This is a genomic window from Paenibacillus sp. 1A_MP2 (assembly GCF_052244825.1).
In the GTDB taxonomy this organism is placed as follows: domain Bacteria; phylum Bacillota; class Bacilli; order Paenibacillales; family Paenibacillaceae; genus Paenibacillus; species Paenibacillus vandeheii.
In genome coordinates, this window is sequence record NZ_JBQQCS010000001.1 from 837381 (window position 1) to 851518 (window position 14138).

At 49.2% G+C, this 14138-nt stretch carries 12 protein-coding genes and 1 pseudogene; 11 read left to right on the forward strand and 2 right to left on the reverse strand.

What is annotated here, in order from left to right; all coding sequences use genetic code 11:
* Position 1: 1 nt before the first annotated feature.
* A complete protein-coding gene (locus tag ACTWJ7_RS04240; RefSeq protein WP_301880323.1) occupies positions 2-916 on the reverse strand; it encodes a hypothetical protein in 915 nt (304 codons plus the stop codon).
* Between the two features lie 304 nt (positions 917-1220).
* Here ACTWJ7_RS04240 and efeO point away from each other — a divergent pair, with 304 nt between their 5' ends.
* The 11 genes and pseudogenes from efeO (at position 1221) to ACTWJ7_RS04295 (ending at position 13400) form a co-directional block, all read left to right on the forward strand.
* Complete coding sequence (gene efeO / locus ACTWJ7_RS04245; protein ID WP_301880322.1) at positions 1221-2108, forward strand: iron uptake system protein EfeO; 888 nt, start codon at positions 1221-1223, stop codon at positions 2106-2108.
* 4 nt (positions 2109-2112) lie between these two features.
* The gene (efeB, locus tag ACTWJ7_RS04250; protein ID WP_301880321.1) at positions 2113-3393 is read left to right on the forward strand and encodes an iron uptake transporter deferrochelatase/peroxidase subunit; all 1281 of its coding nucleotides are present in this window, start codon (positions 2113-2115) and stop codon (positions 3391-3393) included.
* A 49-nt stretch (positions 3394-3442) separates the two neighbouring features.
* Positions 3443-5002, forward strand: a complete 1560-nt coding sequence (locus ACTWJ7_RS04255) for an FTR1 family protein (protein ID WP_443145153.1) — start codon at positions 3443-3445, stop codon at positions 5000-5002.
* Entirely contained in the window at positions 4912-5340 is a 429-nt protein-coding gene (locus tag ACTWJ7_RS04260) for an FTR1 family protein (RefSeq protein WP_443145154.1), read from the forward strand. The genes ACTWJ7_RS04255 and ACTWJ7_RS04260 overlap by 91 nt, the downstream gene beginning before the upstream one ends.
* 533 nt (positions 5341-5873) lie before the next feature.
* The gene (locus tag ACTWJ7_RS04265; RefSeq protein ID WP_024632855.1) at positions 5874-6218 is read left to right on the forward strand and encodes a Na-translocating system protein MpsC family protein; all 345 of its coding nucleotides are present in this window, start codon (positions 5874-5876) and stop codon (positions 6216-6218) included.
* Between the two features lie 242 nt (positions 6219-6460).
* The gene (locus tag ACTWJ7_RS04270; RefSeq protein WP_094939935.1) at positions 6461-7531 is read left to right on the forward strand and encodes an ABC transporter substrate-binding protein; all 1071 of its coding nucleotides are present in this window, start codon (positions 6461-6463) and stop codon (positions 7529-7531) included.
* Positions 7532-7642: 111 nt separating this feature from the next.
* Positions 7643-8581, forward strand: a complete 939-nt coding sequence (locus ACTWJ7_RS04275) for a nucleoside hydrolase (protein ID WP_079347850.1) — start codon at positions 7643-7645, stop codon at positions 8579-8581.
* Between the two features lie 222 nt (positions 8582-8803).
* On the forward strand, positions 8804-9622 hold the full coding sequence (locus tag ACTWJ7_RS04280) for an ABC transporter permease (RefSeq protein WP_301880319.1): 819 nt from the start codon (positions 8804-8806) through the stop codon (positions 9620-9622).
* Positions 9623-9626: 4 nt separating this feature from the next.
* Positions 9627-10416: pseudogene (locus ACTWJ7_RS04285) on the forward strand (ABC transporter permease).
* Between the two features lie 18 nt (positions 10417-10434).
* Positions 10435-11493 carry an ABC transporter ATP-binding protein gene (locus ACTWJ7_RS04290; protein ID WP_079347846.1) on the forward strand — a complete coding sequence of 353 codons (1059 nt, stop codon included), beginning with the start codon at positions 10435-10437 and terminating at the stop codon, positions 11491-11493.
* 149 nt (positions 11494-11642) lie between these two features.
* Positions 11643-13400, forward strand: a complete 1758-nt coding sequence (locus tag ACTWJ7_RS04295) for an adenine deaminase (RefSeq protein ID WP_301880316.1) — start codon at positions 11643-11645, stop codon at positions 13398-13400.
* 186 nt (positions 13401-13586) lie between these two features.
* Here ACTWJ7_RS04295 and ACTWJ7_RS04300 read toward each other — a convergent pair whose 3' ends face one another.
* Positions 13587-14018, reverse strand: a complete 432-nt coding sequence (locus ACTWJ7_RS04300) for an SMI1/KNR4 family protein (protein WP_301880314.1) — start codon at positions 14016-14018, stop codon at positions 13587-13589.
* Between the last annotated feature and the right edge of the window lie 120 nt (positions 14019-14138).

Sequence of the window (14138 nt, forward strand, 5' to 3'; positions counted from 1 at the left end):
ACTACATACGACCGTATGGAGAAAACATCAGGCTAATCAATCCAATGATCGTACTGCCGAGCAAGCGAGAAAGCATATAAAACAAAACAACGTTGGCAATCAGCACGCTGTACATGCTGTCGATGGCTGCCTTGGTACGATTCAGCGGATACTGGAACAGCACCGCGTTAAGAGATACAAAGATAATTACATACGAAACAACAAGGAAGAAGATGGCGATGGAATACGAGATAACAATAAACAGGTTCGCCAGAACAAGCGACGCTATAGCAGGTACGAGTAATGTACCGAACTGGGCAACCAGTATTTTGGGACGAAACGTTATTTTTTCAATCTTCAATATGGCATAGATCAATGCGACAGCTACGACCAGAGAAATGGCGGTGAACAGCAACGGTCTGATAAACCCGCCAATGAACAATCCGTCCATTTCCATCCGGCTAAATGTGATCAAAACGTATGTAGAGGATAGAACTGCGATCAGAGCCATCGTAATCCAACCATTAAGTGAATGCTGTTCTCCAACGGTTTTCATGGTTTGATAAGGACGGGTGAGAACGCTAAGGAAATAGGATAGATACTGTTTGCTTACTTCTTTGGCTTGCTGAACTTTCTCATTTTGTACGATGTTGTTCCACTGATTGGTGTTGTTGTCTTCCGAAGACGTATGGCCGTCTGTGCTGGAAGAGTCAGATACGTGCTGTACAGGTCTGGGAGGAGAAGGGGTGCTGGATGAAACGGGAGTATGGGACGGTGTCGCCTGTGTGCTGGACCAACGGGTATATTCAGGTTCGGCAGCAGCAGAATGTTGATCCTGAGCGGTATTTGTATTAGGGGAGGAAGGGGTTAGATTAGAGCCGCACCTCTCGCAAAAACTGGCATTTCCATTTTCATGATTACATACTGGGCATTTCATGACATGAGCCTCCAATTTCATTAATTAAGATCATATAGACATTTTGTCTCATTTTAACGGTTGATGACGAAGTTTGTCTATGTTTCCAAAGGAAATAGTATCTTGTATTTTCCACATGAGTATGCGGCTAAACCGGTCCCTTATTTTCATATTGACATAAGTATACGCTGGAATTATGATGTCATTACCGAAATTGATAATCATTATCATAAAATGAACGTTAATCCAAGCTTTGTACTCATCGACATAATATGTGCTGTGTACGTATAGGCAAATCAGTTTAACCAATAAGGAGTGTATCGTGTTGAAAAAAATATTGGCATTGCCAGCTGTTGTGCTGGCAACTTCGGTTTTACTCGCCGCTTGCGGCAACAATGAAACAGCTTCGGAAGAAACACCTGTTGCTCAAAGCGGAAATCAAACGTCCACAGAAACTGCAGATGCAGCAGATCAGGAAGCGTCCGGGAACGATTATACAACCGCAGTGGATGGCTATCGCGCATTTGCAATCGAGCAGATTGATGAATTCGTGAAGCAAACGGAGAAGTTCACGGATGCAGTGAAAGCCGGTGATCTGGAGACTGCCAAATCATTATATGCACCAGCTCGTATGTATTATGAACGAATTGAACCGGTAGCCGAGGCGCTTGGGGATCTGGACCCGAATATCGATGCGCGTGACGGAGATGTGGAGGCAGCCGATTGGCGCGGATTCCACCGGATTGAGAAAGCACTTTGGGAAGACAAGACGACCGAAGGCATGACTGACTTTGCGGATAGCTTGTTGAGTGATGCGAAGCTGCTGCGTGCCAAAGTTGAGACGATGGACATTGATGCAAGCCTGATGGTAACGGGTGCGGTAGAACTGCTGAATGAGGTTTCCTCCAGCAAGGTAACAGGTGAAGAGGAACGTTATTCCCATACGGATCTGTATGATTTTGCGGCGAATGTAGAGGGAGCACGCGAGATTTATAACCTACTCAAGGATGATCTGGCTGCCAAGGACAAAGATCTGAATCAACAGATTGCGGACCGATTCGATGCGCTCGAGAAAGAGCTTGCTCCATTCAAGGATGGAGACGGGTATGTTTCCTATGAGAAGCTGAAGGATGAGGATGTGAAAAAACTGAGCCAGAACCTGGATGCATTGGCTGAGCCACTGTCGAACATGGGACAGGTACTGGGAGTGTAGAACGATGACTGAGCAGAAAAAGGATTCGCTGAAAAAGCCGTTGTCACGGCGTGAAATGCTGAAGCTGACCGGCGTGGCCGGGCTGGGTCTGCTCTTGGGTGGAGGCGGTGCCAGCGGTCTGATGGCGCTGGGCCGCAAAAGCAGTCCGGCGACATTGGATGTGGACATTAACACGCCGGACAAAGGACTGCCCTTCTATGGCAAGCACCAGGCGGGCATTATTACCCCGGCTCAGGATTTCATCTGCTTTGCCGCCTTTGATGTAACGGCGGGAAGTGCGGATGATCTTCGCCGCCTGTTCAAGAACTGGACGGCGGCTTCCGCTGCCATGGCCGCCGGAGAGATGATCGGCGAACATAATACAACGCTGAATACGCCGCCCACCGATACGGGTGAAGCGGCAGGCCTGACACCGTCACGAACTACGTTGACGTTTGGTGTGGGGCCCTCTTTGTTTGACGGGCGCTTCGGGCTGCAGGGCCGGAAGCCCAAGGGCCTGCGCGATCTCCCGGCATTCACCGGAGATGCGCTGGACCCGCAGTGGTGTGGTGGCGACCTGTGCGTACAAGTCTGCGCAGACGATATGCAGGTCGCCTTCCATGCCATCCGCAATCTCGCGCGCATCGCTCGCGGGCATGCGGTATTGCGCTGGACGCAGGAAGGCTTCCAGCGCACGGGCCGAGCTGACCCTGCGGGTGGAACACCGCGCAACTTGCTCGGCTTCAAGGATGGCACCGGCAATCCGGATACCACGGATGCGGTGCTGATGGACCAGACCGTCTGGGCGCAGCCGGCTGACGGTCCGGGGTGGATGGCCGACGGCAGCTATATGGCCGTCCGCCGGGTTCGCATGCGTGTGGAGGTGTGGGACCGCTCCACACTGAAAGATCAGGAGGCGACTTTTGGACGCCACCGGGACAGCGGAGCGCCGCTCGGCAGCCACGGCGAGTTCGATCCGGTAGATCTGAAGGCCAAATCCGCAGATGGACAGCCTGTCATTCCGGCAACGTCACATCTGCGTCTAGCGAAGGGTGATGGCAGCCAGCAGATTTTACGCCGCTCCTACTCGTATTCGAGTGGACTCGATGCCAAGACCGGACAGCTGGATGCAGGCTTGCTGTTCATTAGTTATCAACGGGATCTGGAGAAGCAGTTTATTCCGATTCAGGAACGACTGGCAAAGAACGATAAGCTGAACGAATATACCGTGCACACAGGTAGTGCTGTATTTGCCTGTTTCCCTGGGACTTCCAATGGGGGATATATTGGGGACACCTTAATTTAATAGAAGGTTAGATGGCAATGAACGGTTTCAGAGGAATGGGGAGGATGAAATGATGGGCAGGATCACAGATCGGAAGGCGCAAAAGCGGCAGTACAAAGGAGGGCTTATGCGTTCCTTGCTGATGCTGCTGGTGTTCCTGATGGTGGGGTCCGGGGTGATTCGTTTACTGGATGTCCCACACGCTTCTGCCGAGGGGTTGCAAAACCATGAGCTGTCTGTGCAAAAACAACTGGATGGTCTATTACCGCCTGTGGGCAGCGCCTTGGTTGAAGCGGGACAAGGCAAGCTGGCAGAAGCCACGGAGGACGTTGCCGAATTCCGGCAACTATGGGATAGTGCCAGCACGTTGGAGCCGGAGCAGAACGCAGATCAGGTTGACACGGCCGTAAGTAGTGTAGGCGATGCCTTGTCCAAAGCGGAACAGGCACTGTCTGGCAATGATTCTGATGCAGCCAAGAAAGCGCTGGCCGATCTGGCCCGTGCGACCAATCAGTATATTGAGGCGTTTCAGGGTGCGGAAGAGAGCAGTGGCGCAGGCCGTAAAGCAGCCGAAAAGCTATTGTCGAATGCACGTAAAAGCTTGAGTACAATGGAACAGGGTGACTGGACACAGGCAGAGCTTGCCTATAAACGGATCGTTACAGCCTGGAAAAGCACCGAAGCTCCGATCCGTCAGGATCATTTTGGTGTATACAGCCAGTTGGAGAAAGACATCAGCCTGGTTCGTATATCCATGCAGGCGGAGCCACGCAAGGAAGAGCAGGCAACAGAGCGTATGCAGGATCTGGTTACGTTGCTTACAGACTACAGTGCAGGGACGCTCAAGGAAGGGGAAGTTGAGGATGCGGCGGCATCGTCAGGTGCTTCTTCATTGTCCGACCTGCTGAAATTGTTGGAGCAAATCCAGCAGCAAATTCAGGCGGGGGACACCACTTCTGCTGCAACGGGGCTGGAGCAGTTCATTGTGGCCTGGCCTTTGGTTGAAGGTCAGGTACAGATATCATCTCCGGCCTCATATACGGCCATTGAGAATGAAATGGCGGAAGCATCCGGATACGTCGTCTCGAACCCGCCAAACACGGCGAAGGCAGCCGAGGTTGTATCCCGAATGATCAATCGTCTGGAGCCGTTAACGGCTAGCACCTCATATACGGCATGGGACGCAGCTTTGATCCTGCTTCGCGAGGGATTGGAGGCCATTCTGGTACTGGCTGCATTGTTAGCTTATGCCAAGAAGAGTGGAGAGTCTGCGGCCCGGCGCTGGATCTGGGCTGGAGCGGGTAGTGGTCTGCTGCTCAGCGCGGCGCTGGCCATTGTACTGTCGCTGACCCTGGCTGTGGCATCTTCGGGCAGCACACGGGAGATGATTGAGGGGTATACAGGGCTTGCAGCGGTTGTACTGATGTTGTCGGTTGGACAATGGATGCATAGCAAATCGAATACCCGCTCCTGGAATAGCTATGTACAGCGACAGGTAGGCGGTGCACTGGCCCGGGTAGTCTGTGGTCACTCTTCGCTGTGGCGGGTCTCGCCATATTGCGTGAAGGTGCGGAGACAGCAATCTTTTATATCGGTATGGCGCCTGCAATTGAGACCTCGCAGATGTTAATCGGTATGGGGGCAGCGTTGCTCATCCTGATTATATTGGCTGTGGCGATCATTCAGTTCAGTGTACGTCTGCCTGTACGTTGGTTCTTCCTGACCGCTACGCTGCTGATTTATTATCTGGTCTTTCGATTCCTTGGTGAGAGCATTCATTCTCTTCAAGTCTCGGCAACGCTCGGTGCACATGTCGCTCCGAGTCTGCCGACGATTGGCTGGCTTGGCATGTATCCGACATGGGAGACATTCATCCCACAATTCGTTGTGCTGATTTTGATGATCTTCAACCTGATTCGTACGGAGGTACGTTCAGCTAGAGTGGTAACTTCAAAAATCTCCCATTGAGGTAAAGGTGCTAATGAACCGACCGCGCTTTAAACGGCGAATGATCATGGAATGCAAAATGTAAAGGAGTTCAGTGACGTTATTCTGGTGCAGACGTGCGAGAGGGTCTACAATCTAAGGAAATAGCATCGTTATGATTCTTTAAACCCCAGATCAGTGGGCATTCGTCGTAATAATGTTATATCGGATCGTTAGGACTGACGCTAACTAACACAAGTAACACATACTACGCAAAAAAGGGGAACCTCGTCATGTTATGACTTATTGAGTTCCCTTTTTTGTATTGAATGCAAACCTGATACATAATTGTTTAGAATAGAAGTTGAACTTCAGAGGCATAATTTCAAACATATTATTGTTTAAATGCATATGTAATCCTTTATTATTAATGAATGATTTTGTGTTCAATGTTCGCTTTTATGTGTTATTTTCATGTTAACTATATCTTTTGGGTTGCCTAAAATCGTAGATATATGTATAATCAATCGTGTTAACACGTCGAACGTACGGTAGTAAATGATGTGGGTGAGTTCATGGAACTGCTGGACAGCAATGAGAGTAAGAAGAAGATGTGCCAGTATTATAACGAAATTTCGAAGGAACTGTTCGGCTTTGGGACCACTCTCCTGAGAGTGACCATTGATCAGAACATCGTGACCTTCTACGCGAAGCACCGCCGTTCACCGCGCTCTGACGCCCTGGAAGGGGAGGCCCCCGGCTTGAAGCTGGAAGTGGACTTCCGTATGTCTGTCTTGTATAAGAAGAAATTCAGGGAGAAGTTGGAGCAGCACATGGGTTTGCCAATCGAAGCTGTATTACGGGATTATGATGCGTCCACGCAGTGGGCCATTACGAATGTGATTTTGGAACAAGCATAGGATGGATCGACAGGTTCGATTCATGCGTTGCACACGGTTCTAGTCCATGATTCGGATTCCGAACAATTTCATATGATGGCGTCTGTCTTCGGATTGATTCTGGAGCAGAAACCGATGATGTACCGGCAGCGGGTGTCGCTTTCCTTTGTTTACGAAGAAAAGTGTTCTTGTTTATACAAGAATGCTTTTCTTTTTGTTTTTTTTAATACACATCACACATATCAGGGGGAATCAGGATCATGATGAAGAAGTGGATTAGCGGTTTGGCGGCAGTGGCAATGACATCGGTATTACTAGCAGGTTGCGGCAGCAGTACAGAGGACGCTACAGGCGGATCAGGAAGCGGAGGCACGGCGTCAACCAAGCTCGTCATCTCCACTTGGGGGTTCTCGGAAGATTTCTTTAATGAAGAAGTATTTGGTCCTTTTGAAAAAGAACATAATGTAGACATCGTGCTTGAAGTGGGTAACAACGCTGAGCGTTTGAATAAAATCCGCCAGGGTACGTCCAACGTCGATGTAATCTACTTGTCTGATTACTATGCACAGCAAGGTATTGACGAAGGTTTGTTTGAGAAAATTGACCGCTCCAAAATTCCGAATGTGAACGATATTTATGATATTGCCAAAGCACCGCTTGGCGAAGATTATGGCCCGGCCTACACGGTGGGACAGCTCGGAATCGCTTATAACCCGGACCTCGTTTCCAAAGAAGTCACTTCATGGGCGGATCTGTGGGACCCGGCGTTTGCCAATAACCTGACGATTCCAAACATTACGGCAACAGCAGGACCAATGGTATTGGATGCTGCTTCCCGTGTAGCTGGAAACGATACGTTTAATGAAGATGCTGCATTTGCAGAACTGAAAAAATTAAGCGGCAACGTGGTTAAATTCTACACGCAAACTTCCGAATTCGTGAACATGTTCTCCCAGGAAGAGATTGCTGGCGGACCGATTATGGAAATGTACTTCAAGGATCTGAAAGCGGCAGTGCCGAATGCAAAGTTTGTTACACCTAGCGAAGGTGCATATGCAGTTATGAATACGATCAACGTCGTGAAAGGCAGCAAGAACAAAGAACTCGCTGAAGAATTCATCAACTGGCAGCTAAGCCAGGATGTACAAGCCAAATCCGCCAAAGCCAAAGTGGATTCCCCGGTAAATACCAAGGTTGAATTGAGTGCCGAAGAAGCTGAGGGCGTAACGTATGGCGCAGACGTGGTTGGCAAGCTGAACAAGCTGGATATGGAATTTGTGAATCAACAGGCCAAAGCATGGACAGATCGTTGGAACCGTGAGATTGCACAATAAGCGTAATCAACGTTTGAACGATAAGGTTGATCCGCAGTAATGATATCGATTGAGCTCGACAAATAACATTTGCAGCAAGCAATCATTTAACGGCAGAGGAGTTGGGAATGCATGAGTGAAACAGGAAATCGCATCATTCTGGATGTGGATACCGGTATTGATGACGCGCTGGCGATCTTGCTGGCCGTCAAGAGTCGGAAGCTGGACATTCTCGGAATTACCACGGTCTGTGGGAACGTATCGCTCCAGCAGGCAACGGATAACACATGCAAAATACTCGAATTGGTGGGAGCACCTTCCATTCCGGTCATAGCCGGAGCGGCTGGCCCACTCACACGCAAGTCTCATTATGAGCACCGGGTTCACGGACAAGACGGATTGGGTGGTGCGCTGCCTGATCCGGCCGTATCCAAGCAGGCGGATGAAGGCTTTGCCCCGGACTTTATCATTGAACAGGCGAAGTTATACCCAGGCGAATTGACACTGATTATGACCGCACCGTTAACGAATCTCGCGCTGGCTCTGATGAAGTGTCCTGAACTGCCTACATTATTGAAGGAAGTCATCTTCATGGGTGGCGTCGTTCGTGGACATGGCAATGTTACACCTACTGCGGAGTACAACACGTACGCCGATCCCGAAGCCGCACGCATTGTACTGCATGCAGGTTTCGAGAAGCTCACGCAGGTTGGCTTGGATGTTACCCGTCAAACGCTGCTGAATGAAGAAGCCATCAGACGATTGACTGATCCCGTGCTTCGCGATTATGTGGCACAGAGCACCGAGATTTACATCAATCGTTACGAAGAAATGAACGGCATCCGAGCTTGTGCTCTGCATGATCCACTGGCAGTGGGTGTCGCACTTGCCCCGGATTTGGTTGGACGCAAATCATATTACGTCGATGTCGAGACAGCAAGCCGCTTGTGCGATGGTCAGATGGTGTGTGACTTCCAAAACCGTTTGGGCGAACAGCCCAATACCCTCGTTTGCGAAACGGTAGACGCCGAGGCTTTCCTTGAACTGTTTATCAACGCGTTAAATGCGTAGCTATGACCGTTAAATTCATTTTTTACACAAGAACGAAGTGACAGAAGAAAGCTGGAGAAGCGAAGCGCTCGCCTTTATCCCCGGATTTTTACCCTTTAATAAAGGATCAAAAAAATCTGGGGATAACAGCGATCGAAAGATTCTTCTGGCACGGAGTGAGATAGTGTAAAGTTGTGATTTTAACATGTGAATAAAACCATTTTATAAGTCAGGAGTACCGCGATGAAGAAATCAGTATACTGGCTATTGCTGCCAGGATTCATATTTTTGGCGGCATTTATGATCATTCCGATTGTCCTGACGATCGGATCGACATTTTTTCAGGAAAGCTCCTTCACGTTTGAAGGATACATGCATTTTTTCAGAGACCCTTACTTTTTGAAAATATTGCTTACGACGCTGCAAGTCAGCGTGGTCACCACTATCGTCTGCGTGGTGCTCGGATTCCCGACAGCTTATTATATTTCACGGAAAGCGCCGCGCCGCAAAGGCATTCTGCTTGCGCTGGCCATCTTTCCGCTGCTAACGAGCCCGGTTGTGCGCTCGTTTAGCTGGATGATTATTCTCGGACGCAAAGGGCTGATCAACAACACCCTCGTTGGACTGGGGATCGTGGACAAGCCGCTGGATATTCTGTATACGCCGGCTGCCATGATGATCGGTTTGACCCATCTGTTCCTGCCACTCATGATCATTTCCCTGGTCGGTGTGCTTGAGAACATTGATGGTGATCTGCTCAAGGCGGCACAGAGCCTGGGTGCATCACGCTTCACGGCATTCCGCCGGGTGGTATTCCCGCTGGCCGTGCCAGGGCTTGTGATCGGAGCCGTACTTGTTTTTGTTGGAAGCCTGACGGCTTATACGACGCCTGCACTTTTGGGAGGCAAACAGCGCGTCATTGCGACGTTCCTCTATCAGAACGCTATGACCCTGAACGACTGGTATCTGGCCTCGGTCGTTGCCGCGATTATGATTGTCATTACATTTGTCGTGGTCGGTGTCATGAACAAAATGGCCAAAACTTTAAATCCGAAGGGGTAGACATATGCGGGAGAAACATATCGGGCTGGGCCTGTTCAGTCTGCTGGTCTTTATCTTTCTGCTGGGCCCGCTTCTGATCATCTCGGTGACTTCGTTTGAACCGGGGACGGTACTCAAATTTCCGCCGGAGGGCTTCTCTCTCCGCTGGTACGAAAATATTTTTAACACAGGCGGTTTCCTTCGCACGTTCCAGACGTCCATCATCATTTCCCTGCTGGGAAATTTGCTGGCGCTGTTGCTCGGGGTTCCGGCTGCGTATGCACTTAGTCGTTACGATTTCAAAGGCAAGTCGGTGCTGAATGCATTGTTCCTGTCCCGGTACTCATTCCGGGAATCGTGCTTGGTTTTACGTTGATGAAGTACCTGATCGTGATCTATCATTTGCCGATGTATCTGGGTCTGCTGATTGGTCACACCATTATCATGCTGCCATTTATCATTCGCGTTATTGCATCGAGTCTGTCGAGCTTTGACTTTGCAGTGGAAGAAGCGGCCCTGAGTCTCGGCGCGGGACGGGTTAGAACGTTCTTCCAGATCGTGCTGCCCAACATTCGTTCCGGTATTCTCGCGGCGGTGCTGATTGCGTTTCTGGAGTCGTTCAACAACGTGGACATTTCCGTGTTTATGACCGGACCGGGGTAAGCACATTGCCCATTCAGATGCTGACCTATGTGGAAAATTATTTTGACCCAACCATTGCAGCGATTTCCGTACTGTTGATGGTATTGACTAGACTTTTAATGTTCGTGATCGAACGGATCATGGGCGGATTCTCATACTTTACTAAACGTTAATTGGAGGCGCAGAACGCTATGGCATTGCTGACATTGGATCGCGTATCGGTGGCTTACGATAACCAGACGATCCTGAAGGATTTTCAATTGGAGCTGGAAAAAGGTAAGCTGCTCTCCCTGCTCGGACCGAGCGGTTGCGGCAAAACAACTACGCTGCGCCTCATCGCCGGATTCCTGGAAGCAACACAGGGCAAGTTTATGTTCGGCGGCAAGGATTATACAAAAGTTCCGGTAAATAAGCGGAATTTCGGATTTGTATTTCAGAGTTATGCGCTATTCCCGCATCTGTCTGTCTATGACAACGTGGCCTTCGGCCTGCGGATGCGCAAGGTGAAAGACAAGGATATCTCATCACGTGTGATGCGCATCCTTGAGGTGGTTAACCTGAACGGGTTTGAGAAACGTTTTCCAACAGAACTGTCTGGTGGTCAGCGTCAGCGTGTGGCAATTGCCCGCGCACTGGTTATTGAACCGGATTTGCTATTGTTCGATGAACCACTCAGTAACCTGGATGCCAACCTGAGACTCAATATGCGGGTGGAGATTCGCCGCATTCAGCAGGAACTGGGCATTACGACGCTTTATGTCTCTCATGATCAGGAGGAGTGCTTCTCCATCTCCGATCAGGTAGCGATTATGAACAAAGGCGTTGTCGAGCAGCTCGACCGCCCGGAGACGATTTTTAAATACCCGGCAACGGAGTTTGTAGCCCAATTTATCGGATTTCACAATTTCATTGAATTCGCAGAGCGCAGTGATGCAGGAGAGGTGATCACGCTAAAAGCGGGTGGTCGCTTGTTCACGGCAACTGCGCATCCCGGAACGGCACGTCCCGGTGCACGCAAAGGCGCGATTCGCCCGGATGATCTGATGGTTAGTGGAGATACCTCTGGGGACATGGCTAATGCTTTGCCAGGGATTATCAAAGTAAGCACATACCTTGGACGCAGCTATCAATACGTCATTGAGACAGAACTTGGCGACTTCACAGCCAATCAGGAGATGGAGACACCTTATCTCAGCGGACAGCGGGTGAATCTGATTTTCCCGCAGGATAAGCTTGTCCTTGTGGAATAGCAGCAGGAAGCAGAAGCAGTAAAAGAGGCGTTTTATTAGTTGAATCCAGATGTGGCATATCGAAAATAGCTGTCTCCACTCAATCTGGCTATCGTAAACTACCGCTCTGGATCGCTGTAAAATGCTCATGAAGAAGGAGATTATGCCCCATGCGTGCAGATCAACTAATTAAGAATGTACATGTGTATAACAGTTATTATAAACGATTCGAAATGAACAACGTGGCTGTACTGGACGGCAGATTCATGTATGTTGGGTCAGGCGGACCGGAAATGATTGAAGCCGATGAAGTGATTGATGCACGGGGACGTTACATGATTCCAGGCCTCATTGATATTCATCTGCACATCGAGAGTACGATGGTGACACCGGCAACCTTTTCCCATGGCCTAATCCGTTGCGGGGTAACGTCCATTGTGGCGGAACCGCATGAGATGGCGAATGTGTTTGGTTTGGAAGGTGTGCAGGAGATGATGTCGGCCAGTCGCGAGACAAACGTAGATATGTTCTACGCCATCCCAAGCTCCGTTCCGGCGACACCCATGGAAACAACAGGTGGTTCAATCGAAATCGAAGACATGGATGTGCTGCTGGCTACTGGAGAGATCATCTGTCTGGGTGAGATCATGAACTATGTGGACGTCATCCGGGACCCGGAATGCAAGACCAACCAGATCCTCCAGCATATTCGCCAGAACTATCCCGATCTTGTGATCGAAGGTCATACACCGAAACTGCTTGGGCTGGATCTGCACCGACTGATCTATGCGGGCGTGGATTCCGATCATACGCATCAGAGTATTGAAGGCTTGCAGGCGCGAATTGCGGCAGGCATGTTTATAGAAATTCAGGAAAAATCGATGACGCCAGAAGTTATGGAGTACCTGATTCAACATGATGTTGCTCAGCATTTCTGCTTTGTAACGGACGATGTTATGCCTGATTCGCTGGTGGAACGGGGGCATTTGGATCATATCGTGCGTAAAGCCATTCGGATGGGTATGCGCCCTGAAGATGCAATCTATGCAGCAACCTCGACCCCTGCATCCCGAATGAAAATGACTGATCGCGGTAGCATTGCCCCAGGCAAAGTGGCGGATTATGTGCTACTGTCCAACTTAGATACACTTGCAGTAGAGCAGGTATACAAAAATGGCCGTAAAGCTTATGACGACTACGAACCGTACAAGCAAGACCGGATCAGTGGACAGTTTCCACCTCACTTTTACAAGAGCGTGCAGTTGGATCTGCTGGGAGCCGAGGATTTCGCAATTCGTTTGTCTGATCCGAAGGTGAGTGGGAAAAGTGAAGCATCAGCCTCAGACGCGCAGTTATCTGAAAATGGGATAAACAATTGCCGGGTTATGATTGTGAAGGACGGTTCAACCTTTGTGGAAGAGCATATTGCCCAAGTTCAGGCTGTGAATGGTGAACTGCTCTGGGAAGAGAGTGAATATGGACAGATTGCGACCTTTGAACGTTATGGTGTGAACGGTAACCGGGCACATGGTTTGATTGGTGGAGACACGATTAAGCGTGGGGCCATTGCGACAACGTATTCCCATGATAACCACAACCTTTTGGTCGTAGGGCGCAATCGTGAAGATATGATATTGGCAGCTAACACGGTAATTTCGAGCCAGGGTGGATTCTGTGTGGTGGAAGACGGTAAAGTGTTGTCTCATCTCGAACTCCCTGTGGGTGGCATTCTGACGGAGGAACCGCTGGCGGTAGTATCCCACCAAGTGAAAAAACTACGTGCAGCGATGTTGTCTCTTGGTTATGTGCACTATAACCCGATTATGTCGATCAGTACCCATTCCCTAGCGGTAAGTCCAGCTCTGAAAATTACGGATCACGGCCTGATTGATGTGAATGCAGGCAAGGTTGTACCGTTGATCATCTAATTTAAATACACACATTTCGTGATGTACCTCCAATTAGATTGTTGATCGTGGAGTAGTGTTAATTATAAAAAGAAAAGTCCAATACCCCGTATCGCCACGATGAGTCGCGTTACGGGGTATTGTTGTATGACCAAGGATTTAAAATCATAATTCCTATGTACTGAGCCTGGCAAGAGGAACATTGAGCTAGATTTTGATCATTCCTTTTAGCGACCATTCCAAATATTTGGATACCGAAGGCGCGACCCATTTTCGGCTATCATTTTCATGATTCCATACAAAGACGTCTTCTTTACAAATTCCATCCCCCGTCACTGGAAACGCGAATAAATCGCCAATTCCACTTTCACCGAAAAAGACCAAGTTATCAAATGGCATATAAAATTCTTGGAAGTGTCCGTCCCGATAGTGTTTGTTTTCATTCTTGATTCGGTCTATTGGCCATATTAGACCTAAATCATAAATGGCTTTTACCCCATTGGTTTCCAACAATATTTCCTTTAGTTCACGGGGCAGAGCGACATGGAACAAGCTCTCAACCTTTGCAAGTTCGTCTCCCGATGCAGGAGAACTGAACGTATACTCTTTTGAAATTCCCTGAAGATGCTCTCTCCACATGAATAAAGTCCTCCTCGCAATATTTAATTATATTAGGACATGTACGCAAACGACATTTACTCCAGTAAAAGCAGTCCTCCATAACTACACCGACTACGATCTTAAAATAGAGTAGGCAAA

What these genes read in the sequence shown, in the direction of transcription:
- ACTWJ7_RS04255 (WP_443145153.1), top strand. Translation starts at nt 3,443, where the DNA reads ATGATGGGCAGGATCACAGATCGGAAGGCGCAAAAGCGGCAGTACAAA.
- ACTWJ7_RS04265 (WP_024632855.1), top strand. Translation starts at nt 5,874, where the DNA reads ATGGAACTGCTGGACAGCAATGAGAGTAAGAAGAAGATGTGCCAGTAT.
- ACTWJ7_RS04275 (WP_079347850.1), top strand. Translation starts at nt 7,643, where the DNA reads ATGAGTGAAACAGGAAATCGCATCATTCTGGATGTGGATACCGGTATT.
- ACTWJ7_RS04295 (WP_301880316.1), top strand. Translation starts at nt 11,643, where the DNA reads ATGCGTGCAGATCAACTAATTAAGAATGTACATGTGTATAACAGTTAT.
- ACTWJ7_RS04270 (WP_094939935.1), top strand. Translation starts at nt 6,461, where the DNA reads ATGAAGAAGTGGATTAGCGGTTTGGCGGCAGTGGCAATGACATCGGTA.
- ACTWJ7_RS04290 (WP_079347846.1), top strand. Translation starts at nt 10,435, where the DNA reads ATGGCATTGCTGACATTGGATCGCGTATCGGTGGCTTACGATAACCAG.
- ACTWJ7_RS04240 (WP_301880323.1), bottom strand. Translation starts at nt 916, where the DNA reads ATGAAATGCCCAGTATGTAATCATGAAAATGGAAATGCCAGTTTTTGC.
- efeB (WP_301880321.1), top strand. Translation starts at nt 2,113, where the DNA reads ATGACTGAGCAGAAAAAGGATTCGCTGAAAAAGCCGTTGTCACGGCGT.
- ACTWJ7_RS04280 (WP_301880319.1), top strand. Translation starts at nt 8,804, where the DNA reads ATGAAGAAATCAGTATACTGGCTATTGCTGCCAGGATTCATATTTTTG.
- ACTWJ7_RS04300 (WP_301880314.1), bottom strand. Translation starts at nt 14,018, where the DNA reads ATGTGGAGAGAGCATCTTCAGGGAATTTCAAAAGAGTATACGTTCAGT.